This is a genomic window from Paracoccus fistulariae (assembly GCF_028553785.1).
GTDB classification, from domain to species: Bacteria; Pseudomonadota; Alphaproteobacteria; order Rhodobacterales; family Rhodobacteraceae; genus Paracoccus; species Paracoccus fistulariae.
In genome coordinates this window covers 1,337,503-1,360,256 of sequence record NZ_CP067136.1, presented here as the reverse complement: position 1 = coordinate 1,360,256, position 22,754 = coordinate 1,337,503, and the positions used below count along the sequence as shown (strand labels likewise).

The following is a 22,754-nucleotide window of genomic DNA, read 5'->3' as shown; positions in this document are numbered from 1 at the left end:
AAAAGGGCCGCGAAATGCGGCCCGCTTCCGGTTCCCCATCGGGGAAAATCAGCTTTTCGCACGCTCCACATAAGAGCGGTCGGCGGTGTTGATCACCACACGGGTGCCCACGTCGATATGGGGCGGCACCATGACCCGCACGCCATTCGTGGCCATCGCGGGCTTGTAGCTGGAAGAGGCGGTCTGGCCCTTGACCACAGGCTCTGTCTCGGCGATCTCGACGACGACTTTCTGCGGCAGTTCCATGGCAATCGGCACGCCGTTATGCACCCGCAGGAACACCCGAACGCCTTCGCCCAGGAAAACATTGTCATCACCCACGACATCGGCCGAGGCAACCAGCTGTTCATAGCTTTCCGGTTCCATGAAGTGGAAACCTTCGTCATCGTCGTAAAGGTAGTCGTATTCCCGCTCGTCCACATGGGCGCGCTCGACCTGTTGGGTGGTCTTCCAGCGTTCCGAAACCTTGGTCCCGTCCGAGATGCGGCGCATATCGACCTGGGTGACCGGGGTGCCCTTGCCGGGGTGGAAGTTCTGGGCGGTCAGCACGACATAAAGCGTGCCGTCAATGTCCACGACATTGCCTTTGCGAAGACTGGAAGCGATGACTTTCAAGGTATGTCCTTGCCTGCTTTTCAAGAAACCGATGCTCGGCTAGGTGGGATGCCGATGAAGATGCGGTCGTTTAGCGCATTTTTCCCGCTATCGCCAGCCAGAAGAAAGCCCCGCCATGACGTCGTCCCGCCCAACGCCCCCTGACGCGACCCCGTGGTGGGGCCGCAGCCGCCATGCCGACCGCCGTCCGCTGCTGCTGGCGCGCAACCGCGCGCAGCGCGCGATCCGCGACTGGCTGGAGGCCGGGGATTTCATCGAGGTCGATCCCGCAGCTTTGGTCACAAGCCCGGGAAATGAGGCGCATCTGCACGCTTTCGCCACGCAGCAGATCGGCAATGACGGCCTTGCGCGGCAAATGTATCTGCATACCAGCCCCGAATTCGCGATGAAAAAGCTGCTGGCGGCGGGTGAGCCACGGATCTTTTCCTTCGCCCATGTCTGGCGCAATCGCGAATGCACCACGCGGCACAGCCCGGAATTCACCATGCTGGAATGGTATCGCGCGGGGCAGGATTACCGCGTGCTGTTTCAGGATTGTGCCCGTTTTCTGGCCCTGACGGCCGAGGCTGCGGGTGCCGATCTGCTGCGACATGGCGATATGACCTGCGACCCCTTTGCCGCGCCGCAGATCGTCACCGTGGCCGAGGCCTTTGCCGAATTCGCGGGTGTCGACCTGCTGGCGACCTGTGACGGCGCGCAGACCGATGCGGCGGCCCTGCGCGCGCAGGTTCTGGCACAGGGGATACGGCTTTCGGATGATGACGGCTGGTCTGATATGCTGTCGCGGGTGCTGGTCGAAAAGGTCGAGCCGCATCTGGGCCGGGACCGCCCGCTGATCCTGGACCGCTATCCCGCGGCCGAGGCCGCGCTGGCCCGCCCCGCCGCCGATGACCCGCGCGAGGCCGAGCGGTTCGAACTTTATGCCTGCGGGGTGGAACTGGCCAATGGCTTTGGCGAATTGACCGATCCCGCCGAACAGCGCCGCCGCTTTCAGCTTGAGATGGATGAAAAGCAGCGCATCTATGGCGAGCGTTATCCGCTGGATGAGGATTTTCTGGCCGCGCTGTCCTTCATGCCCGAGGCTGCGGGTTGCGCGCTTGGCTTTGACCGTCTGGTGATGCTGGCCACCAGCGCGCCGCGAATCTCGGACGTGATCTGGACGCCTGTGGCGGAATAACGGCTGCCGGCGGTTTTTTCGCGTCGAAGATCGCGACATATGCCCGGATCGCGGATGCGCCGGGTGTCGGCGCGACGGGCGCCGCCGCCTGTCCTGCCTGCCCGCAACACGGTTAAGCTTTTGGTTTTCGGGCCAATCAGTGCTATCATGAGATCGGGAACTGACCGGCGGGATGGGGGGCATCCCGATCCCGGTTGCTGAGTGTTTTTCTGGTTTCTGGCCCTGTTGCCGTAGCTTTGTTTTCAGCCTTTTCCTGTTTTTTCGCCCCCTCGCGCCAATAGATAACGGGTAGCTAACGGATGACGTGTGAAGGTGATTCTGCATTTGGAAGAGCACGGGCATCTAAGTTGATGGACCATTCTGTCGAAGCCACATACGAATGTTCTGGTCAGCCGCAAGCGCCCGCGCCGGTCAGCCCGGCAAGAATACCGGCTCGGGTTTATGATGAGTATGCTGTTTCCTCCCCTCCCGCTGCTCTTCCAAATGTCACTTCCCTTTCCGAGACAACCGAGGTCGTGACGGTCAGCAGGCCGCTGGTGCGGTTGTATCTTCTTGGCCCTTTCGGTCTTTTGCGCGGGCAGGATGAAAGCTGCGCGCCCCGGATCAAGAAGGCGCAGGCGCTGCTGGCCCTGCTGGCGCTGGCGCCGCGCCGCGAACGCACCCGCGTCTGGCTGCGCGACAAGCTGTGGAGCCAGAGCGACGAGAACAAATCCTCGACCAGCCTGCGCCAGCTGATCTTCGAATTGCGCAAGGATCTGGGCAATCTGGCCGACAGCGTGCTGCGGGTGGACCGCAATTCCATCGGCCTGCAGGCGGATGCGCTGTGGGTCGATTACTGGGCGGTTCAGGACGATCCGGCGCAGCTTTCCGTGTTGGGCATCGATGCGGAAACCGAACTGCTGGAAGGTCTGGATATCCGCGATGAGGAATTCGAGGAATGGCTGCTGTTCGAACGCCAGACCTGGCAGAACAAATCGGCCCAGCTGTTCGAGCGTTTGAAGGAGATGCCTGCCTTTGGCGCAACCGCGCCGGTGACCGATGTGTCCTTTGCGCCCTGCAATATCGAACCGCGCGCCTCGCTGGGCATTCTGCCCAATATCCAGCAGGGCTGCGATGCCACGACCATGCATCTGGCCGATCAGCTGCTGGAAGGCATCGCCCGAAACCTGGGCGAATTGCAGCCCGTCGATATCTATGACCTAAGAGAGGTCGATACCCCTTCGGAACGGTTTCTGGGCGCCTATGAGACTGAATTTTATATCCGCGTCAGGACGTTGCAGGTCCATAAAAGCCTGACCCTGACCTTCTTTCTGTACAGCGCCGCGACCATGACGCTGGAATGGAGCCAGTCCATCCAGGTTTCGGTCGATGAGTTGCAGGAACCCGACACGATGATCATTTCCGGCTTTGTCAGCCAGAATGTCGACCGGCTGTCGAAGTTCATCCTGCGCTCGCGGCAGACGGAAGCGCCGCCGGAAAGCAGGTCGCTGATGGTCGGCTATACGGCGCTGAACATGATGTTCCGCCTGGACCGCAATGCCCTGACCAATACCGAGGCGATGCTGGGCCAGATGATCGAGCGTTACCCGGACACGCTTTATACCTCGCTGCGCGCCTATGCGGCCTCGTTCCGGATCGGCGAGAATCTTGGATCGCTGGATGCGATGGCCGTGGGCGAAACCGACCGCCTTGCCCGAGAGGCGCTGGACGACAATCCCTTCAACTCGATTTCGCTGGCTTGTCTGGGCCATACGATGGGCTATGTCTTCCGCGATCACGACCGTGCGGGCGAATTGCTGGAACGGGCGCTGAGCCTGAACCCAAATCAGGCCTTCGTCTGGGATCACTATGCGCTGCACAAATTCTATACCGGCGATTACAAGACCGCCTATGATGCCGCGAAAAAGGCGGTTTGCCTGGGCGGATTCAGCCCGATCAGCTATGGCTATGACACCACATTGGCGATGACCTCTGTGATGATCGGCGACACCGCGCAGGCGATTGTCGCGGGCCGAAGCGCCTTGCGCAAACAGCCCCGCTTCAACGCCGCCAAGCGCTATCTTCTGGCCAGTCTCAGCTTTGCGGGCCGGGACGCGGAAGCCCGCGAAATCTATCAGTCCCTTTTGCAGACCGATCCGCAATTCGCCGATAGCGAGGTGCAGAAAGAGCGGTTCCGCATCACCCAGAGGGAAAAGGAAAACATCCTGATCGACGCGATCAGGAAATACACGGAGTAGCCTTGATGAGCGACCTTGAAATCATTGCAGACAACCATTTCACGGTCACCTCCAGCGGGCTTGTTCTGAACGGGGGCATCGTTCAGTCGATGCCAAACCCGGCGACGGCGGCGCAATCGGGTGCCGTGCTGTCGGTCCTGTCGCTGAACCGCAATCGCAACCGAAACCGCAATCGCAACAGAAACCGAAATCGCAACCGGAACCGCAACCGCAATCGCACAACTGAATCCGAGGGCGGGATCCTGGAGCCGTGGAAGGCGCGGGAAAAGCTGTATGCGATGAAAGAGGACTGGATCGCGCTGCCGATCCCGCGTCCGCCATCGCCCGAAATGCTGCGTGCCGAGGCCAAGGAATTGCTGATCAAGCAAGCCCTGCGCAAGACCGAGCGCGAACGCGGCCGCGTCGATGAAATCATGCGCGAGGCCAATCTGGAACTGTCCGGCTATCTGCGCCCTCTGGGTATCGAGGGGGTCGGTGGCTATGGCGCGACCGAACATCTGTTCTATGTCATCCTTGCGCTGACCGATGAGATCGGGCTGCGCTACAAGGATCGCTATAACGTCACCCGGCCCAGCCAGATCGAGCCGCGGCTTTGCCCGTTGCTGCCCGATCCGCCGCATCAGTCCTACCCGTCGAACCACTCTTTCCAGTCCTTCTCGCTGGCCTTCCTGTTTTCGCGGATCCTGCCCGAACATCCGGCCAGTTCCGAACTGATGAACAGCGCGCGCCGCATTGCCGAAAACCGCGAATGGGCGGGGGTTCATTACCGCTCGGACACGGATGCGGGCTATCAGCTGGCGCGGATGATCACGCCCTGTCTGGAACGCGTCTGCGAAGAGGAAATGCTGGCCGCACTTGCCGAATGGATTTGAGCCATGAATGTTGAAACCCCAACCCCGATCCCCGCCAGCGAAACCTATCCCAGCTATGATGCGCTGTGGCATCTGAAGACCCTGGGCGTGATCTCGGATGCGGGGCGCCCGAATGACTGGTCCGCCGATGCGGTCACCCGTCCCACGCGGGTCGCGATCATCGACACCTCGGTCGCGGCGGAACATCCCAACCTTCTGTCCGCCGTCGACCGCACATTGTCGCTGGATCTGTTTTCGGCGCGTCTGGGCTCTTTTTCCTTTGCCGAAGACGGCAATGCCGCGATCGGGGATCTGCAACTGAACTGGTCCACGCCGGTCGCCAATTCGCTGCCCCTGACACGTGAATTGCTGAAGGAATTCGTGGATCGCCTGTCCAAGGAATCCACCGCGCATTATCGCGGGATAAAGCCCTGCGTGTCCCCCACCTTTTCGGCCCATGGTACCTGTGTGGCGGGGCTTGTGGGCGCGCGCCCGGCGGTGGCGCAGCAATTGGGCATCGACGGTCACGTCTGGGATCTTCCCTTGCCCTATATGGGTGTCGATCCGACCTGCGAGATCGTGCAGATCTCGACCAATTTCGATCCGCATCCGGAATCGCTGCTGCTGGCCTTTCTTTATACGCAGCTGGTCGGGGCCGATCTGATCCTGCTGCCACGGTCGATTCCGGACCCCTCGCGGATCGTGCCGGAACTGAACGATCAGCAGATCGGGAATGAGGATCTGCAAACCGCCACGCAGCGCGTCGCCCTGCGGCCTGAAGACAAGGAGATGTGGACCGAACTGGCGCAGCTGATCGTCGAAGTGTCGATGCATTGCCCCGTGATCTGCGCGGCGGGCAATGCGAATGAGGAAAACGGCATCTACCCGGCCAATCTGGCGACCGAACATAACGGCATCATCTCGGTCGGGGCGCTGAATGCCAAGGGCTATCGCAGCAGCTATTCCAGCCTGGCCAGCGCCATGGTGTTCGCGCCGGGCAACGATGCCGAGATCTTCGACCGGAACGAGGTCCGCCTTGATGAGATGCGGGCCGATTATGACGGCGTCGGCGTGCCCGACGGGAATTCGAACTACAAGTATTCCAGCTATGACGTCATCGCGACGGATGTGCCCGGGCGCGGCGGCTATTCCACCAGCCCGTTTGATCGCGAATATCCCGACCGCCGCATGCGCGAATTCGGATCCTATTTCTGCCGCTTCGGCGGCACCTCGGCCGCCTCGGCGCTGGTCTGCGGCTTCCTGTCGCTTGGCATGAGCATGGGCCGGTTAAAGGATCGCGACGGACCGGCCGCCAAAAGCTGGCTCTTGTCGAATTCCCAGGTCATCGGCACCGATGACAGCAAGCTGAGAATGCCAAGCTGGACCGGCAAGGTCAGCTTTCCCGACAGCTAGTCCGCGCGCGCCTCAGACAGGATCCCAGCTAAAGACATCCGCCGACACATCCAGCGGCAGATAGCTGGATTTCAGGGCCGGGATGGCCTGATCCCGGACGCTGGCCATCGTCCAGCCCTCGCCACGATGGACCGAACGGCTGGGCCGGGGCTGCGACATCAGGAAGATCTCGTTATTGCGGACGGCAAAGATCTGCCCCGTCGTCTCGGCACTGTCATCCGAGGCCAGGTACAGCGCCAGCGGGGCGATCTTGTCGGGCGACATTTCCTTCATGCGGTCGACACGCTCTTGCTGTTCGGGGCCGTCGACCTTGATCGAGGATGTCATCCGGCTCCAGGCGAAGGGGGCGATGCAATTCGAACGGATATTCCAGCGCCGCAGGTCCAGCGCGATGGATTTCGACAGGGCCGCGATGCCCAGCTTGGCGGCGGAATAATTGGCCTGCGCCAGATTACCGATCAGACCCGAGGTCGAGGTCATGTGGATCAGGCTGCCGGAATTCTGCTGACGCATGACATCGGCGGCAGCGCGGCTGACATTGAAGGCGCCGTACAGATGGACCTTCACCACCGCATCGAAATTCTCATAGCTCATCTTGTGGAAAAAGCCATCGCGGAGGATGCCCGCATTATTGACCACGGCATCCAGCCGCCCGAAGGTGTCGACCGCCTGCCGGACCATGGCCTGCGCGCCCTCCGGGTCCGAAACATCGTCGCCATTGGCCACGGCCTGACCGCCCGATCCTTCGATCTCGGCCACGACAGTCTGGGCGGCGGCGCTGGATTCCCGCTGTCCGTCAAGGGTCGCGCCAAGGTCGTTCACCACCACCTGCGCGCCGGCCTTTGCGGCCTCGACCGCGATGCCGCGACCGATGCCGCCGCCCGCGCCCGTAATCAGAATGACCTTTCCCGTCGGGGGTTTTTCGTCAGACATGTGACCTCCTCTCTGCTGTGATCTCTGTCATATGCCCGCCGCCCGGCCAAAGATCGTACGCTCGATCTGCGTCGCCGCCGACAGCAGGGCAGGGCCGATGCGGGACAGGCTGTCATCGTCATGTTGCCCCGCAATGGTGATGCTGCTGAGGCCAAGGCGCGGGGTATCATCCTTGTCGCAGGCCAGCGCCGCGATAATGTCCAGCCCCCGGAAAAGCTGCCCGCGATCCTGGCCGATACCGGTTTGGGCGGCGGTCTGGACATCTTGCCAATAGCTGTCAAAGCCGGGCGCGGATTGCCAGCGCACCCCGTCATAACCCCGTCGCGCCCGGCTGCGCGACAGCTTCATCTGCGCGGCATAGCAGCGTCCGATGGCGCCTGCAAAGACGGGCAGACGGCTGTGGCGCGCGATCACGGCCTGCACGATATTCGGCGCGGCAAAGCGGTCGATCAGCACGATTCTTTTGCCCGCCGTGACCTGCCACAGGGCGATCATCACCTGATGTTCCTGCGCGATGGCGTTCAGCAGCGGCCGGATCAGATCCGCCGGGTTCGCGCCCAGCAGCGGCGTGGCGAATTCCAGCAATCCCATGCCGATCCGATAAGTCTTGTCCGCCGGATCAAAGCTGACGATCCCCTCATGCGCCAGCGTCCGTAAGATATTGAAAGCCGTGGAAACATTCAGCCCCGCGTCGCGGGCGATCTGGGTCGCGCCCATCGGTGTTGATCCGGCTGCCAGCAGGCGCAGGATCGCCGTCGCATTCTGCACTGCGGGCACCAGTTTCTGGGCTGAATCATCCGACATATTATTTTCCTTGCAGAATGTCGTTCAATATACAGAATAGATTCGATCCGACAAGGGACAGGAGGGGGTGCCGTGTCACAGCCAGACGAGGATGTTTTCGGGCAGTTGCTGGACAGCGTGACCCGCTTTACGAAAGAGCGCCTGATCCCGGCCGAAAAGCGGGTCGAGGAGATCGACGACATTCCTGCCGATATCATCGCCGAGATGAAGCGGATGGGGCTGTTCGGCCTGTCCACGCCCGCCGAATATGGCGGCATCGGCGTCACTGTCAGCCAGGAGGCACGCCTGATCGAGGCCCTGTGCTATGCCTCGCTATCCTTCCGGTCGCTGATCGGGACGAATGTGGGCATCGGGTCGCAGGGCATCGTGATGGATGGCACCGAGGCGCAGAAACAGACCTGGCTGCCGGGGATTGCCAGCGGAGATATCATCGCCTCTTTCGCGCTGACCGAACCCGATAACGGCTCGGATGCGGGCGGTATCCGGACGACGGCGCGGCGTGACGGTGATGACTTCATCCTGAACGGGACCAAGCGCTATATCACCAATGCCGTGCGGGCCGGTGTCTTTACGCTGTTTGCGCGCACCGATCCCGACCGGCACGGCGCGGATGGGGTGTCGGCCTTTATCCTGCCCGCCGATACGCCGGGCATCACCGTCGCCCGCCCCGACCGCAAGATGGGTCAGCGCGGGACCAAGACCTCTGACGTGATTCTGGAGGATGTGCGCCTGCCCGCCAGCGCCATTATCGGCGGCCCGGATCGCCTGCATCAGGGGTTCCGGACGGCGATGAAGGTGCTGGATCGCGGGCGCATCCATGTCGGGGCCATGGCCGTGGGGCAGGGACAACGGATGCTGGATCTGGCAACCGATTATGCCTTGCAGCGCCATCAGTTCGGCGCGCCGATCGCCAGCCATCAGCTGGTTCAGGGCCTGCTGGCCGATAGTCAGGCGGATCTGCACGCCGCCCGCGCGCTGCTTTACGAAAGCGCCCGCAGCTTTGATCGGGACGGGCAGGCGATCCTTCAGGCCTCCTGCACCAAATATTTCTGCACCGAGGCGGCCGGGCGCATCGCGGACCGCGCCCTGCAGATCCACGGCGGTGCCGGCTACATGGCCGAATATGATATCGAGCGGCTCTATCGCGATATCCGCCTGCTGCGGATCTATGAAGGCACCAGCCAGATCCAGCAGCTTGTGATCGCGCGCCGCACGCTGGCCCAGCGGGCGCAGGCATGACCGGCCCGCGCCCTGTTCAGAAAGGTGCGACCGATGGCGATTGATTATGACCGGTTGATGAGTTTCCCCATTCCCGAGATCCGGCAGGATTACGGCCTGCCCGAACTGGCGCGATACGGGCTGTCGGTCGGGCTTGGGCAGGATGCGATGGATATGCGGCAACTGGCCTATCTGGGCGCCTTGGCCGACGATCAGCGTGCCATGCCCTCGATCGTCACGGTGCTGGGCCATCCCGGCTTCTGGCTGGGTGATCCCGCGACCGGGGTGGATGCGCTGCGGCTGGTTCACGGCGAGCAGGGGCTGACCATTCACCAGCCGATCCCGGTCGAGGGCAGCATTCTGGCCAGAACGCGCGTCACCGGCCTGATCGACAAGGGACCGGGCCGGGGCGCGCTGCTTTACACGGAAAAAGACATAACCGATGCCCGAACCGGACAGCATCTGGCCACCTGCCGAGGCACCACCTTCCTGCGTGGCGATGGCGGTTTCGGGGGGCCGCAAGGTCCGGTCAAGGCACCGCATCAGATACCCGTGGACGCGCCAGACCATGTGTTTGACTGCCCGACACGCCCGGAACAGGCGCTGCACTATCGGTGGAACGGCGACAACAATCCGCTGCATCTGGACCCGCGCGTGGCACAACAGGCGGGGTTCGATCGGCCCATCCTGCATGGCCTGTGCAGCTTTGGTGCCGCGGCCCATGCGCTTCTGGCGGTGCTGTGTGACTATGACGCGGGGCGCTTTGGGGCGATGGATGGCCGTTTCACCGCCCATGTCTTCCCCGGCGAGACGCTGCGGACCGAGATCTGGTCGGACGGCTCATTCCAGACGCGGGTTCTGGAACGCGACAAGATCGCGATTGGCAACGGAATCTTTACGTTCAGAGAGGCATCATGAGCATTGAACGCGAATTGCGCGATCATGGCGTGCTGGTCGTCACGATCAGCGATCCGGCGCGGCGCAATCCGGTCGGACATGCCGTGCGGCAAGAGTTGCTGGCGGCCCTGTCCGAGGCCGAGGCGGATCAGGCCGTGCGCGCCGTCGTCCTGACCGGCGCCGAGGGTCAGTTCTCTGCAGGCGGTGATATCCGCGATCAGCAAAGCCGCAGCATCGCCCAGCATCGCGACCGAATGGCGGTGATCAGGGATCTGGTGCTGCGCATGGTGCGCTATTCAAAGCCATTGGTCGCGGCGGTCGAAGGCTGGGCCGCCGGTGGTGGGTTTTCGCTGGCGCTTGCCTGTCCCACCGTGGTCGCCTCGCGACAGGCGCGGTTCGTGGCGGGCTTCACCCGGATCGGGCTGATCCCCGATATGGGATTGCTGGCGACGCTGCCCGCGCGGATCGGACCGGCCCGTGCCCGTCGCGTCATGCTGACAAATCAGGTGATCGAGGCACCCGAGGCGCTGGATATGGGGATGGTCGACCTGCTGGCGGATCCCGGGCAGGCGCTGGAAATGGCTGTGTCGACCGCCGCAGAAGAGGCCGCAGCCGCGCCCCTGCCGCGCCATTTCATCACAGACTGGTTTGCCCGCGATATCGCGCAGGCGCTGGATTATGAACAATCGTTGCAGCCCGGCTTGCTGAATAGCGAGGACGCTGCCGAGGGCCGCGCCGCGTTTCGCGACAAACGTCAGCCGAACTTCCAGGGATGCTGACGGCCCTCCGCGCGGTCATGGCGGGGGGCAGCTCGCTGCCGGGCCTGCGGCGTGCCTTGCTGGCCTTTGTCATGCTGGTGTCGATCCTGCTGATCGCTGTGGACAGCCCCATCCTGACCATGGCGGGGGCTCTGGCGCTGACCGTTTATCTGGTGCTGAGCTGGCGGCAGTTCAGCTTTGGCAGCTGGGTGCCGGTCGTGCTGTCGGTGGTGGCGCTGATCCTGGCCCTGCGCCGCGATATCCCGTCCGAGGTCATCTTGCGCGCCGCCGACCGGATGGTCTTTCTGGCCGCGCTGATCTCCATGCTGGGCACCCTGCGGTCCGCAGCCGTTTTCGCGCCCGAGGTCGCACGCGCCGGGATCTTTCTGACAAATCAACCCGCCTCGCGGCGCTATCTGGCCCTTGCCTCGGGCGGGCATCTGTTCGGCGTGCTGATCAATTTCGGCGGGCTGGCGCTGCTGCTTGATCTGGCGGCCCGCTCGATGTCCTCTCAGGCGACCAGAGACCTGCCGCCCGATGTGCAAGAGGCCAGGCGTCGCCGCATGACCATCGCGACGATCCGGGGCTTTGGCCTGATCTCTCTCTGGTCGCCCTTCGGCTTTGCGACCAACGCGATCCTGATCACCCTGCCGGGGATTTCCTACTGGCAATTCGGACCTCTTGGCTTTGCCATGTCCTTTCTGTTTCTGGGCGTTGGCTGGGCGTTTGACCGCTGGCAGGGGCGCCGCTTTCGCCAGCAGGGGCTGCGACCGGCGCAGCCGCCCGAGGGGGCGTGGATCGGTGCGGCAATGCTGGTGGGCCATGTGCTGCTGCTGGGTGCGCTGGTCGCGGTGCTGCAGGCCATCGCGCCGATCAGCTTTCAGCAATCGCTGATCCTGGTCGTGCCCGCCTATTCGCTTCTGTGGGCGGCGCTGACCGGGTGGCAAGAGGCCAGACGCCCCGCGCAGGGCATCCGCAGGGCGGCGGATGCGACATGGCACAGGCTGGCAGAGATGGGGCCCGAAGTCTCTGTCTTCGCGGCGGCCGGCTTTCTGCCGGTGATGCTGCTGGCGATGATCCCGGTGGGCGCTTTGCAGGACGCGATTGCGGCCCTTGGTCTGGGGGCGCTGCCGATGGCGCTTGGGCTGGTGGTTGCGATCGTGTTCCTGGCCTTCGTGGGGATCAACCCGATTGTCTCTTCCTCGATCTTGGGGGCGATCGCGGTGCAACTGGCCATTCCGGGGCTTGGGGTGACCGTGATCGCGCTGGCGATCACCGGTGGCTGGAGCGCCGTCATCGGCCTGTCGCCCTTTCTGACAACGCTGATCATCGCCGCCTCGGTCGTAGGGCGGCCGACATGGGTGATCGGGCCGGTCTGGAACGGCGCCTATTCGCTGACGATCCTGTGCATCTGGCTGTTGCTTTTGTCCGGGTTGATGCTGACAGGCATGATCGGCTAGCGGCTACAGCGTCGTCCCCGGCCATTGCCCCGAGGTGACCAGCTTATGCACCTCGACCGTCAGAAATTCCGCGAAACCGGTGGTCAGCCGAGAGCTGGGCCGGTTCAGCGGCGTCATCAGCACCAGCCGCCGGTCGATAGAGCGGCGCACGATGGGGCGCGCGATCAGGCGGCCCGCGCGAACATGGTCGATGACGCTGACCAGCGGCAGAATCGTATGGCCCAGCCCGCGTTCGACAAAGGCCAGCATGGTCGGCAGAATGTCGATCTCCAGCACCACGTTCAGGTCGATCTTGCGTTCCTGCGCGATGGTTTCGATCCGGCTGCGCAGACCGTGTTCCGGGTTTGGCAGGATCAGCGGCTGGCGCAGCGCATCGCCGGCATCGATGGGGACCCCATCTTGCGCTTGCCGGTTCGCGGGTCGCTGGATCAGGAAAAGCTGTTCCTGAATGATGGGCCGGGTCGAGATCGCCTGAAACTTCTGCCCGTCATAGGCCACGCCCAGGTCGATCTTGCCGCGCAGCAGCCAATCCTGCACATGGCCGCTGAAGCCCGAGACGATCCGCAGATTGACATCCGGATAGGTGCTCAGCGTGCGCTCGATCAGATGGGTGGCCAGAATTTCGGCGACGGTCGGGGGCAGGCCCAGCGTCAGCGCGCCTGACAGCGTCTTTCGGTCGCCGGACACATCGCGCGCCAGATCCTCGACATCCTCCAGAATCGCGCGCGCGCGCCGTGCCAGCCGGATCCCCTCTTCCGTGGGCATCACCCCCCGCCCGTGACGGCGTAATAGCGGCACTTTCAGTTCTGCCTCCAGCGCCTTGACCTGCCTGCTTAAAGCGGGCTGGGCGATGTTCAGATTCTGCGCCGCTGCGGTGATGCTGCTAAGCTCGACGATCTGGATGAAGTTGCGAAGCTGGCGCAGATCCATTCATGCCTCATGGGTATCGCTGATATAGCTATAATGAATTTGAAACATGGATAACACTCTTCCACCCTGAACGCCAAGCAGGACCGGTGACAGGCTTCAGAAACGACCGACAGGGTCGCGTGCCGCGGGGTCTTTTGCCTGAAAGAGGGAGGATAAGATGACAATCAAACTGATGACGGCCGCCGCTTTCACTGCGCTGACGGCCCTGCCTGCCATGTCGCAGGAGATGCCGGATACGATGGTCTGGACCGCCTATGATGTCGGCTCGGCCGGCTATGCCGAGGCTTCGGCAATCGCCGATGCCTTCGGCAAGCAGTTCGGCACCCGCGTTCGCATCCAGCCGTCGGGCAGCGGCATTGGCCGTCTGCAACCGCTGCTGCAGGGGCGTGCCGATTACGCCTTTCTGGCGACCGAAGCCTTTTTCATGAGCGAAGGTGCCTTCGATTTTGCCGTGCCCGAATGGGGGCCGCATCAGCTGCGCACCGTTGCCGGGCGTCCCGCAGGGATCACGCTGATCACTGCCGCCGATGCGGGCATCGACACCGTGGCCGATGCCAAGGGCAAGCGCATCGCCTTTGTCGCGGGCAACCCCTCGGTCAATGTGAAATGCGAGGCGATCCTGGCCTTTGGCGGGCTGACGCTGGACGATGTCGAGATCGTCACCTTCCCGACCTATGCCGCCGCCATGTCCTCGATGACGCGCAACGAAAGCGATGCGACCTGCACCACGCCCACGACCAGCCAGCTTTACGAACTGGCCGAAAGCCCGCGCGGCATCCATTACGCGCCGCTGGAGGCCGATAATCAGCAAGGCTGGGACCAGCTTCTGAAGGTGCTGCCGATCATGGGGCCGTCGGATGAGGATATCGCCGCCGGGCTGGCCGAGGGTGAGATCGCGAAGATGGCCGCCTATCGCTATCCGGTGATCACCACGACGCCCGATAAATCCGCCGACGAGGTCTATGCCTTCACTAAGGCGCTGGACGAGACCTATGACCTTTACAAGGACGGGACCGCCACCATGGTGCGCTGGTCGCTGGATGTTGCGGGCAGGCCGCCGATCGACGTTCCCTTCCATGAAGGCGCCATCCGCTATCTGAAAGAGAAGGGCATCTGGACCGAAGAGGACGACGCCTGGAACCAGAAGCGCATTGCGCGACTGGATGCGATGGTCGCCGCCTGGGACGAGTTCAAAGCGGCCAATCCCGATCTTGAGGGCGAGGCTTTTGCCGAAGCCTGGATGGCGCGGCGGGCCGAGGTCGTGGCCGGGCTGAACTAGGCCCTGTGATCTGACCTCTTCGGCCGGGCGCGCCGAGGGGGTCGCCTTTTCCCTGTAAGGATATGTGATGGTGTCCCAAGACAGCCCCGAACAGCCCGACGCAGCCGACGCGACCGAGGTGGTGCATCAGCCCCGGCGACAGCGATTGCGCTGGCTGGTCATGCTGCTGGGCGCCATCGGTATCGTTCTGGCAGTCAATCAGCAGTTTTTGCTGAATCTCTTTGGCTTTCAGCCGCTTGGGAACGCTTACCTCTATTATCTGATCGGGATCTTTCTGGCGATTGCCTTTCTGGTGCTGCCCGCCACGTCCAATGACCGGCCGGGGCTGCTTTGGCTGAACCTGATCCTGGCCGCGCTGGCGCTGATCAGCGCGGGCTGGCTGGGCTTTCACGGGCTGGATATCATCAACAAGGGTTGGGAATATGACGCGCCCCTGATGGCGGATGTCATGGCGACGATCCTGATCCTGCTGGTGCTGGAGGGCGTGCGGCGCGCGGGGGGCATGGTGTTGCTGTGCACCGCGCTGCTTTTCGGGACCTATCCGCTTTACGCCGATTACATGCCCGGCTTTCTGTGGGGCACGCAATATTCCCCCATCGGGGCGATCCGCGCACATGTTCTGGGTGTCGAATCCATCATCGGCATCCCGATGCAGGTCGTGGCGGAGCTGGTGATCGGATTCGTCATCTTCGGATCGGTGCTGGTCATCACCAAGGGCAGCGATTTCTTTATGGAACTGGCCTCGGCCCTGTTGGGCCACAGCCGGGGCGGGCCGGCCAAGGTCGCGGTGCTGGGCTCGGGTATCCTCGGCTCTCTGTCGGGCAGCGTGATCTCGAACATCCTGACCTCGGGCCCGTTCTCGATCCCGACCATGCGCAAGGTCGGCTATCCGGCCAGCTATGCCGCCGCGATCGAGGCCTGCGCCTCGACCGGGGCGACGCTGATGCCGCCCGTTATGGGCACGGTGGCCTTTGTCATGGCCTCGTTTCTGGGCGTGCAATATTCCAGCATCGTGATTGCGGCGATCATTCCGGCGGTGCTGTTCTACATCGCGCTGCTGTTGCAGGTGGACATGTATGCCGCGCGTCGCGGGCTGAAGGGGCTGCCGCGGGCCGAGATTCCGCCGGTCCTGCCGGTCCTGCTGTCGGGCTGGCCCTATCTGCTGAGCCTTGCGGTACTGATCTTCGTGCTGATGGTCCTGCGGATGGAGGCGCGCGCGCCCTATTACGCCTCGGTCGTGATGCTGGTTGCGACGGCATTCCGGGCAGAGACCCGGCTGACGCTGTCCCGGGCCAAGGATCTGCTGCTGGATATCGCCACCAATGTCGCCGGTCTGGTGGCGGTGCTGGCGGGGATCGGGCTGGTGGTGGGCGGTCTGTCCTATACCGGCGTGGCGGGGGCGTTTTCGCGCGAATTGCTGCTTTATGCCGATGGCAATGTGGCGCTGATGCTGATTGCGGGTGCGGTGACCAGCTTCGTGCTTGGCATGGGGATGACGGTCACGGCCTGCTATATCTTCCTGTCGATCCTGCTGGCGCCGGCATTGGTTCAGGCCGGGCTGCATCCGATCGCCAGCCATCTGTTCATTCTGTATTGGGGCATGCTGTCCTATATCACGCCGCCGGTGGCGCTTGCCGCGATCACGGCGGCCAATGTGGCCGGGTCGAAGCCGATGGAAACCGGCTTTCGGGCCATGCGTCTGGGCATGCCGCTGTTCGTGCTGCCCTTTATCTTCGTCTATGATCCGGCGCTGATCATGGAGGGCAGCTTTATCCGCATCGTAGAGCGTGTCGGCCTGACGCTGATCGCGATCTGGGCGATTACCGCCTCTTTCGAAAGCTGGATCTACAAGGTGGGCAGGATCGGCATTGTCAGCCGGGTGGCCTTTGCCGCAGGCGGCGTGCTGATCATCTTCCCCGAGCTTTTCACCAGCCTGATCGGCGCAGGCATTCTGATCGCAGTGATTGCCATCAATCTGGCAACTGGACATCGCAGCACGCCGTCACGCGCGTGATTGTCTGAGGGACGACATATATGGACAAACGACTGACCGACCTTGCAACCGCCGTTGCCCCGATCACGGATGGGGCGACGGTGATGATCGGGGGCTTCGGCTCTTCCGGGATTCCCTTCGGGCTGATCGATGCGCTGCTGGAACAGGGCGCGACCGATCTGACGGTGATCGCCAATAATGCGGGGGCGGGCGAAACCGGCATCGCCAAGCTGCTGAAGGCGAACCGCATCGCCAAGGTGATCTGCTCTTACCCGCGTTCGCCTGGATCGGTCTGGTTTGAACGCCGCTACGAAGCCGGAGAGATCGCGCTGGAGGTTGTACCGCAGGGCACCCTGGCCGAACGCATCCGCGCGGCAGGTGCGGGGCTTGGCGGGTTCCTGACGCCCACGGGCTTTGGGACGCTGCTGGCCGAGGGCAAGGAAACCCGGATGATCGACGGGCGCGGCTATGTGCTGGAGGCGCCATTGCCCGCCGATTTTGCCCTGCTGCGGGCCGAGCAGGGCGATCCCTGGGGCAATCTCAGCTATCACGGCACGGCGCGGAACTTTAACCCGATCATGGCGTCTGCGGCGCGCCACTCCATCGCCGAGGTGCGCCATCTGTCCGATCAGCCGCTTGACCCCGAACGCGTCGTGACGCCGGGGATCTTTGTTCAAGGTGTTGTAGAATATGGGGTGCGTCCATGAAATCCATGAGTGACAGCGAACTGGCCGCGCGGGTTGCCCGCGACATTCCCGACGGCTCTTACGTCAATCTGGGGATCGGCAAGCCTACCCATGTCTCAAGCCACGTCCCCGATGGCCGAGAGGTCATCTATCACTCCGAAAACGGCATATTGGGCGTCGGCCCCACGCCGGAACCGGGCACCGAGGATGTCGAACTGATCGACGCCAGCAAGCGCTATATCACCGCAGCCCGTGGCGCCGCTTATTTCGAACATGCCGACAGCTTCGCGATGATGCGGGGCGGGCATATCGATATCGCGGTGCTGGGCGCCTATCAGGTGGCCGAGAATGGCGATCTGGCGAACTGGGCGACGTTGGACGAGAAATTTCCCCCGGCCGTGGGGGGGGCCATGGATCTGGTCGTCGGCGTCCCGCGCATCTTCGTGATGATGCGCCACGTTGATCGCGACGGCAGCCCCAAGCTGTTGAAACGCTGCACCTATCCGCTGACCGGTCTGGGGGTCGTCACCCGCGTCTTTACCGATCTGGCGGTGCTGGACATCACGCCCGAGGGCTTTCGTCTGGTCGATCTGACCCCCGGCAATTCGCTGGAAGAGGTTCAGGCCGTCACCGACGCGCGCATTCACATCTGACGAAAAGGAGACGCCCGTGCCGAAACGCAGGGATAAGCTGACCTCTGAAATCGGCTGGAGCACCGCCGACCGCATCACCGTGCGCGGGCTTGATCTGCCCAGCGAGATCCTGGGCCAGATGAATCTGGGCGATCTGGCCTTTCTGCTGACCGCCCATCGCAAGCCCACGCCCGAAGAGTCGCGCGTGTTCAATGCCATTGTCATCACCCTTGTGGAACATGGCATCACCCCTTCGGCCATGGTGGCGCGGCTGACCTATCTTGGCGCGCCGGAATCGCTGCAGGGCGCGGTTGCCGCCGGGCTGAACGGGCTGGGCACGGTCTTTGTCGGCACGATGGAGGGGGCGGCGCGCATGCTCTATGACGCGCTTCCGCCGGATCAGGCCGGGCAGGGCGCGGATCTGGACGCCCTTGCCCAGCAGGTCGTCGATGATTTCGCGGCGCGCAAGGCGATCATTCCGGGCCTTGGCCATCCGCTGCACAAGCCGGTCGATCCGCGCACACCGCGCCTGTTCCAGATCGCGGCCGAGAATGGCCTGTCGGGCGATTATGTCGATCTGATGCAGCGCATCCAGCAAAAGGCCGAGGCCGCGCGCGGCAAATCCCTGCCGATCAACGCGACCGGCGCGATCGGCGCGATCTGCTGCGAATTCGGCTTTCCCTGGCAGATCGTGCGCGGCTTTGGCGTCATGGCGCGCTCGATCGGTCTGGTGGGGCACCTGCTGGAGGAACGCAGCGACCCGATTGCCTTCGAAATGTGGCAGCGGACGGAAGAAGAGATCTTGAAGAATAACGGACCGGAGGCATGAAGGATCACCGCGCCACGGGTCCGGCCAGCTATCGCAACATCCATGACAGCCGTGGCACGAATGCCTTCCGCGCCGATCCGGCCTTCCGGTCCCTGCTGTCGATCTATCTGCCCGAAAAGATCGCGCCGGTCATCCTCGGGCAACTGGACCGCATGGGCGCGCTGGTTGGCGACAGGCTGGAAACGCTGGCGCTGGCGGCGGATCAGAACCCGCCCAGCCTGTCGATCCGCGACCGCACCGGCGCGCCCGTCGAGCGGATCGAGAAACATCCCGCCTATCAGCAGATGGAGCAGATCGCCTTTGGCGATTTCGGTCTGGCGGCGATGTCGCATCGGGGCGGTGTCTTCGATCTGCCCGACCGGCTGCATCCGATGGCGAAATATGCCCTGGTCTTTCTGTTCGTGCAGGCGGAATTCGGGTTGTGCTGCCCGCTCAGCATGACGGATTCGCTGACCCGCACGCTGCGCAAATTCGGATCCAACGCCTTGCAGGACCGTTTTCTGGACCGGCTGACATCGCAGGATATGGATACGCTGTTCCAGGGCGCGATGTTCATGACCGAACAGGCGGCGGGATCGGATGTGGGCGCCATCGACACGGTGGCACGACTGGAGGATGGCGACTGGCGGCTTTATGGCGATAAGTGGTTCTGTTCCAATCCTGATGCGGAACTGGCCATGGTGCTGGCCCGGCCCGAAGGGGGTGGCGCGGGGACGCGCGGGCTGTCGCTGTTCCTGCTGCCCCGGCATCTGCCGGACGGTCGGCGCAATGCCTATCGGATCCTGCGGCTGAAGGACAAGCTGGGCACCCGCTCGATGGCCTCGGGCGAGATCGCGCTGGAGGGGGCGACCGCCTATCTGGTCGGCGATCCCGGGCAGGGCTTCCGGCAGATGACGGATATGATCAACATGTCGCGGCTGGCCAATGGCGTGCGCAGCGCCGGGATGATGCGTCGATCCGTGGCCGAGGCGCTGTTCATCGCCCGGCACCGCACCGCGTTCGGCAGCAGCCTGATCGAGATGCCGCTGATGCGCCGACAACTGGCCAAGATGCTGCTGGCCGCTGAAGAGGGGCGCAGCATGGTCTTTCACACCGCGCGGGTGCTGGCCGCCGCCGATGCGGGCGATGCGGCGATGGCGCCGGTGCTGCGCATCCTGACCCCGCTGATCAAGTTCCGCACCTGCCGCGACGCACGCAAGGTCGCAGGCGACGCGATGGAGGTGCGCGGTGGCTGCGGCTATATCGAGGAATGGTCGGATGCCCGGATCCTGCGCGACGCGCATCTGGGTTCGATCTGGGAAGGAACCAGCAATATCGTGGCGCTGGATGTGGCCCGCGCCGCCCGTCGCGAAGGGGCGCTGTCGGCGCTGGCGGCCTATCTGCGCGATCTTCTGGACGATGTGCCCCCCGATCTGGCCGAACCGCTGGCCGACGCGTTGCAGCGCAGCAGCGCGCTGATGGCGCAGGCCAGTGATGGCGGCGGCGCAACCGAGGAAACCCGGCGTGCGGCCTCGGCCCTTTATCACGTGACGGCGGCGGTTTTCATGGCCTGGGAAGCGGCGCAATTGTCGGCGCAGGAGGCGCAGGTTGCCACGGATCGGGTGTCCCTGGCACGACTGGTTCTTGACCACAAACTGTCGCCACGCGATCCGCTGACACCCGCCGGGACAGAGCCCGACTGGCTGCCGGGCCTGCTGCAGCGCGCCGGGCTGGACGCCGCTTAGCCGCCCAGTTCCTTCACCGCCTGCAACAGGCGATAGCCATAGTCTTCGTGCAATTCCTCGGGCGAAACGAGGAAGGACGGGCCGCCGATGTTCAGCCCGTAGACCGAAGTCCCGTCCAGCGACCGGACAGGGGCGGCGATGGCGTTGATCTCGGGCTTCCAGGCGCCGAAACTGGTGCAATAGCCATAGGTTTCATAATCGCGGGCAATGTCGTCCAGACTTTTCTCCATACGCTCGCGCTGGCCGGGAAATTCGGCAATGCCCATGCGCAGCACCTCTTGCCGCTCATCCTCGGTCATGCCGGCCAGAATCCCGCGCCCGATGGCCGAATAGAACAGCGGCAGCCTGGCCCCGACATCAATCGACAGCGACACCGCCTGACGCTGGCGCCGCGCCGCCAGATAGATCGCGCGGACACCGCTGCGTTCGGCCAGTGCGATGGTCAGATAGGGGTTCGGGCCGCCGGATAATGCCGACATGACCTCGCCCGCGCGCTCGGCCAGGTTGATCCCGGCAAGCGCGCCAAAGCCCAGATGCAGCACCTTGGCCGCCAGCCGATAGGCGCCATTGCCCTCATCTCGGTGCAGATGTCCGGTTTTCATCAGCGTATGGGTCAGCCGCGACACGGTCGGCCGGGCAAGGCCGGTGCGGGCGGCGATTTCGTGATTGGTCAGATACCGGTCATCGGGACCATAGCAGCCCAGAATATCCAGCCCCCGTGCCAGCGCCGTCACGAATTGGCGGTCATTTTCGTCACCCTCATCCCGAAGCGATGCAATCTCGTCCATGGGTGATCTTCCTTCTGTTGCGCGACCCGTAAAGCGGGCCACTGCCGACTGTCGCGTGAGTATAGACGCAATTCCGCTATGCGAACAGACAGTTTGACAGCTTGACGGTTGCGAGCGCGCGGGCAGGCATCATCCGGCGGTCTTGCAGCCTGAAAATGCCGTTATGAGCAGGCAATTTAGCAAATTACGCGTCTGGGGTCGCTTGACATAGCATCAGTTTGTGGCATCCTTCGTTCGCTATGCGAACCATCTGTTCGCAAAAATTAGCGCCGATCAAGGCGCGCATGGGAGGAGGAACCATGAAGCGAGTAAGAGATGCCGCCCTGGGGCTGGCCGTTCTGCTGGGAACCGGCGCGCAGGCACAAGAGATCGATCTGCCGCGCCAGCTGTCCTGGACAGCCTATGATACCGGCTCTGGCGGGTTCAATCAGGCCGTCGCCATCGGCGGTGAAATCCAGAAGGCGACGGGAACCAGCCTGCGGGTGCTGCCGGGCAAGAACGACGTCTCGCGGACCGAACCCTTGCGGCAGGGCCGGGTGCAGTTTTCGGCAACCGGCGTCGGCGGCAGCTTCATGGCGCAGGAGGGCGCCTTTGAATTCGGTGAGCAGAAATGGGGCCCGCAACCGATCCGCCTGCTGCTGGCCAATAACAGCGGCGATATCGGCCTGTCCGTGGCCGTTGCCGGGGATCTGGGGATCGAGAGCTATGCCGATCTGAAGGGCAAGCGGATTGCCTGGATCACCGGTGCGCCGGGCCTGAACGTCAATATGGACGCCTATCTGGCCTATGCCGGGCTGACCTGGGACGATGTGACCCGCGTCGATTTCGGCGGCTACAGCGCGTCCTGGCAGGCGCTGATGGACGGGCAGGTGGACGCGGTCTTTACCTCGACCAATAGCGGCCCGGCCTATGAGGCGGCCTCCAGCCCGCGCGGCATCAGCTGGCCCAGCATGGACCCCAATGATGACGAAGCCTTCGAAAGGCTGACGACAATCGCGCCCTTCTTTTCCAAGACGCGGATGACGGTCGGCGCCAATCTGGACGGAACCGAGGGCGTTGACGGCGCTGCCTATCCCTATCCGGTGCTGATCGCGATGGCAGAGACGGAAGAGGATCTGGTCTATAACATGACCAAGGCCATGATCGAGCTGTTCCCGACCTATGACGGCAAGGTTCCCGGCATCAGCGGCTGGGCGCTGGACCGGCAGAATTTCGAATGGGTCGTCCCCTATCACGACGGGGCCATCCGCTATTTCAAGGAGGCCGGCGTCTGGAGCGATGCGGCGCAGGCCCACAACGATGCTTTGGTCGGTCGCCAGCAGACGCTGAAAGCGGCCTGGGACAAGCTGGTCGCGGAAAACCCCGAGGACTGGGAAGCCGCCTGGGGCGAGGCGCGGCGCAAGGCGCTGGCCGATGCGGGGCTGCAGGTCGTCTTCTGATATCGGGGCTCCGCGCCGCCACAGCGGTGACGCGGAACCCTTTGCATACGGCTGATGATGCGGCCTGCCGGTCGCGTCATTTCCAGAGGCG

Annotated in this window: 20 protein-coding genes; 15 read left to right on the top strand and 5 right to left on the bottom strand. The window is 63.5% G+C overall.

The window, feature by feature from the left end:
• Positions 1-48: 48 nt before the first annotated feature.
• A complete protein-coding gene (gene efp / locus JHX87_RS06700) occupies positions 49-615 on the bottom strand; it encodes an elongation factor P (RefSeq protein ID WP_271883383.1) in 567 nt (188 codons plus the stop codon).
• 115 nt (positions 616-730) lie between these two features.
• On the opposite strand from efp, the gene epmA reads away from it, so the two are divergent.
• From epmA to JHX87_RS06680, 4 genes are all read left to right on the top strand, one after another.
• Complete coding sequence (gene epmA, locus JHX87_RS06695) at positions 731-1,792, top strand: EF-P lysine aminoacylase EpmA (protein WP_271883382.1); 1,062 nt, start codon at positions 731-733, stop codon at positions 1,790-1,792.
• A 536-nt stretch (positions 1,793-2,328) separates the two neighbouring features.
• The gene (locus tag JHX87_RS06690; RefSeq protein ID WP_271883381.1) at positions 2,329-4,029 is read left to right on the top strand and encodes a tetratricopeptide repeat protein; all 1,701 of its coding nucleotides are present in this window, start codon (positions 2,329-2,331) and stop codon (positions 4,027-4,029) included.
• A 5-nt stretch (positions 4,030-4,034) separates the two neighbouring features.
• Positions 4,035-4,901: a phosphatase PAP2 family protein gene (locus JHX87_RS06685; RefSeq protein WP_271883380.1), complete on the top strand. Its 867-nt coding sequence runs from the start codon at positions 4,035-4,037 to the stop codon at positions 4,899-4,901.
• Between the two features lie 3 nt (positions 4,902-4,904).
• A complete protein-coding gene (locus JHX87_RS06680; RefSeq protein ID WP_271883379.1) occupies positions 4,905-6,293 on the top strand; it encodes a S8 family serine peptidase in 1,389 nt (462 codons plus the stop codon).
• A gap of 12 nt (positions 6,294-6,305) precedes the next feature.
• Here JHX87_RS06680 and JHX87_RS06675 read toward each other — a convergent pair whose 3' ends face one another.
• Together JHX87_RS06675 and JHX87_RS06670 are read right to left on the bottom strand one after the other, a co-directional pair.
• Positions 6,306-7,226, bottom strand: a complete 921-nt coding sequence (locus JHX87_RS06675; RefSeq protein WP_271883378.1) for an SDR family NAD(P)-dependent oxidoreductase — start codon at positions 7,224-7,226, stop codon at positions 6,306-6,308.
• A 27-nt stretch (positions 7,227-7,253) separates the two neighbouring features.
• The gene (locus JHX87_RS06670; RefSeq protein ID WP_271883377.1) at positions 7,254-8,030 is read right to left on the bottom strand and encodes an IclR family transcriptional regulator; all 777 of its coding nucleotides are present in this window, start codon (positions 8,028-8,030) and stop codon (positions 7,254-7,256) included.
• Between the two features lie 72 nt (positions 8,031-8,102).
• Between JHX87_RS06670 and JHX87_RS06665 the strand changes: the two genes are divergently transcribed.
• Genes JHX87_RS06665 through JHX87_RS06650 form a run of 4 tightly spaced genes read left to right on the top strand, consistent with a single transcriptional unit; the run spans position 8,103 to position 12,363 of the window.
• On the top strand, positions 8,103-9,269 hold the full coding sequence (locus JHX87_RS06665; RefSeq protein ID WP_271883376.1) for an acyl-CoA dehydrogenase family protein: 1,167 nt from the start codon (positions 8,103-8,105) through the stop codon (positions 9,267-9,269).
• Between the two features lie 33 nt (positions 9,270-9,302).
• Positions 9,303-10,166, top strand: coding sequence for a MaoC/PaaZ C-terminal domain-containing protein (locus JHX87_RS06660; RefSeq protein WP_271883375.1), 864 nt, complete (start codon positions 9,303-9,305; stop codon positions 10,164-10,166).
• Positions 10,163-10,924 carry an enoyl-CoA hydratase/isomerase family protein gene (locus JHX87_RS06655; protein ID WP_271883374.1) on the top strand — a complete coding sequence of 254 codons (762 nt, stop codon included), beginning with the start codon at positions 10,163-10,165 and terminating at the stop codon, positions 10,922-10,924. Before JHX87_RS06660 ends, JHX87_RS06655 begins: the two co-directional genes overlap by 4 nt.
• Positions 10,918-12,363 carry a hypothetical protein gene (locus JHX87_RS06650; RefSeq protein ID WP_271883373.1) on the top strand — a complete coding sequence of 482 codons (1,446 nt, stop codon included), beginning with the start codon at positions 10,918-10,920 and terminating at the stop codon, positions 12,361-12,363. Before JHX87_RS06655 ends, JHX87_RS06650 begins: the two co-directional genes overlap by 7 nt.
• A gap of 3 nt (positions 12,364-12,366) precedes the next feature.
• Here the strand turns inward: JHX87_RS06650 and JHX87_RS06645 are convergent, their stop codons facing one another.
• Positions 12,367-13,293: a LysR family transcriptional regulator gene (locus tag JHX87_RS06645; RefSeq protein ID WP_271883372.1), complete on the bottom strand. Its 927-nt coding sequence runs from the start codon at positions 13,291-13,293 to the stop codon at positions 12,367-12,369.
• 157 nt (positions 13,294-13,450) lie between these two features.
• Here JHX87_RS06645 and JHX87_RS06640 point away from each other — a divergent pair, with 157 nt between their 5' ends.
• From JHX87_RS06640 to JHX87_RS06615, 6 genes are all read left to right on the top strand, one after another.
• Positions 13,451-14,572 carry a TAXI family TRAP transporter solute-binding subunit gene (locus JHX87_RS06640; protein ID WP_271883371.1) on the top strand — a complete coding sequence of 374 codons (1,122 nt, stop codon included), beginning with the start codon at positions 13,451-13,453 and terminating at the stop codon, positions 14,570-14,572.
• Positions 14,573-14,639: 67 nt separating this feature from the next.
• Positions 14,640-16,586, top strand: a complete 1,947-nt coding sequence (locus JHX87_RS06635) for a TRAP transporter permease (RefSeq protein WP_271883370.1) — start codon at positions 14,640-14,642, stop codon at positions 16,584-16,586.
• Positions 16,587-16,606: 20 nt separating this feature from the next.
• The gene (locus tag JHX87_RS06630) at positions 16,607-17,272 is read left to right on the top strand and encodes a CoA transferase subunit A (RefSeq protein ID WP_271883369.1); all 666 of its coding nucleotides are present in this window, start codon (positions 16,607-16,609) and stop codon (positions 17,270-17,272) included.
• Positions 17,269-17,904, top strand: coding sequence for a 3-oxoacid CoA-transferase subunit B (locus JHX87_RS06625; RefSeq protein ID WP_271883368.1), 636 nt, complete (start codon positions 17,269-17,271; stop codon positions 17,902-17,904). The genes JHX87_RS06630 and JHX87_RS06625 overlap by 4 nt, the downstream gene beginning before the upstream one ends.
• Before the next feature lie 16 nt (positions 17,905-17,920).
• A complete protein-coding gene (locus tag JHX87_RS06620; protein ID WP_271883367.1) occupies positions 17,921-18,712 on the top strand; it encodes a citryl-CoA lyase in 792 nt (263 codons plus the stop codon).
• Positions 18,709-20,436: an acyl-CoA dehydrogenase family protein gene (locus tag JHX87_RS06615; protein WP_271883366.1), complete on the top strand. Its 1,728-nt coding sequence runs from the start codon at positions 18,709-18,711 to the stop codon at positions 20,434-20,436. The genes JHX87_RS06620 and JHX87_RS06615 overlap by 4 nt, the downstream gene beginning before the upstream one ends.
• On the opposite strand, the gene JHX87_RS06610 is transcribed toward JHX87_RS06615, so the two are convergent.
• Positions 20,433-21,224, bottom strand: coding sequence for an IclR family transcriptional regulator (locus JHX87_RS06610; RefSeq protein WP_271883365.1), 792 nt, complete (start codon positions 21,222-21,224; stop codon positions 20,433-20,435). The two genes, JHX87_RS06615 and JHX87_RS06610, sit on opposite strands and share 4 nt — an antisense overlap.
• A gap of 299 nt (positions 21,225-21,523) precedes the next feature.
• Between JHX87_RS06610 and JHX87_RS06605 the strand changes: the two genes are divergently transcribed.
• Positions 21,524-22,663: a TAXI family TRAP transporter solute-binding subunit gene (locus JHX87_RS06605; RefSeq protein WP_271883364.1), complete on the top strand. Its 1,140-nt coding sequence runs from the start codon at positions 21,524-21,526 to the stop codon at positions 22,661-22,663.
• The last annotated feature ends 91 nt before the right edge of the window (positions 22,664-22,754 follow it).

Coding starts and splice junctions, on each gene's coding strand:
- epmA (WP_271883382.1), top strand. CDS start 731: ATGACGTCGTCCCGCCCAACGCCCCCTGACGCGACCCCGTGGTGGGGC.
- JHX87_RS06685 (WP_271883380.1), top strand. CDS start 4,035: ATGAGCGACCTTGAAATCATTGCAGACAACCATTTCACGGTCACCTCC.
- JHX87_RS06680 (WP_271883379.1), top strand. CDS start 4,905: ATGAATGTTGAAACCCCAACCCCGATCCCCGCCAGCGAAACCTATCCC.
- JHX87_RS06675 (WP_271883378.1), bottom strand. CDS start 7,226: ATGTCTGACGAAAAACCCCCGACGGGAAAGGTCATTCTGATTACGGGC.
- JHX87_RS06670 (WP_271883377.1), bottom strand. CDS start 8,030: ATGTCGGATGATTCAGCCCAGAAACTGGTGCCCGCAGTGCAGAATGCG.
- JHX87_RS06660 (WP_271883375.1), top strand. CDS start 9,303: ATGGCGATTGATTATGACCGGTTGATGAGTTTCCCCATTCCCGAGATC.
- JHX87_RS06655 (WP_271883374.1), top strand. CDS start 10,163: ATGAGCATTGAACGCGAATTGCGCGATCATGGCGTGCTGGTCGTCACG.
- JHX87_RS06650 (WP_271883373.1), top strand. CDS start 10,918: ATGCTGACGGCCCTCCGCGCGGTCATGGCGGGGGGCAGCTCGCTGCCG.
- JHX87_RS06645 (WP_271883372.1), bottom strand. CDS start 13,293: ATGGATCTGCGCCAGCTTCGCAACTTCATCCAGATCGTCGAGCTTAGC.
- JHX87_RS06640 (WP_271883371.1), top strand. CDS start 13,451: ATGACAATCAAACTGATGACGGCCGCCGCTTTCACTGCGCTGACGGCC.
- JHX87_RS06635 (WP_271883370.1), top strand. CDS start 14,640: ATGGTGTCCCAAGACAGCCCCGAACAGCCCGACGCAGCCGACGCGACC.
- JHX87_RS06630 (WP_271883369.1), top strand. CDS start 16,607: ATGGACAAACGACTGACCGACCTTGCAACCGCCGTTGCCCCGATCACG.
- JHX87_RS06625 (WP_271883368.1), top strand. CDS start 17,269: ATGAAATCCATGAGTGACAGCGAACTGGCCGCGCGGGTTGCCCGCGAC.
- JHX87_RS06615 (WP_271883366.1), top strand. CDS start 18,709: ATGAAGGATCACCGCGCCACGGGTCCGGCCAGCTATCGCAACATCCAT.
- JHX87_RS06610 (WP_271883365.1), bottom strand. CDS start 21,224: ATGGACGAGATTGCATCGCTTCGGGATGAGGGTGACGAAAATGACCGC.
- JHX87_RS06605 (WP_271883364.1), top strand. CDS start 21,524: ATGAAGCGAGTAAGAGATGCCGCCCTGGGGCTGGCCGTTCTGCTGGGA.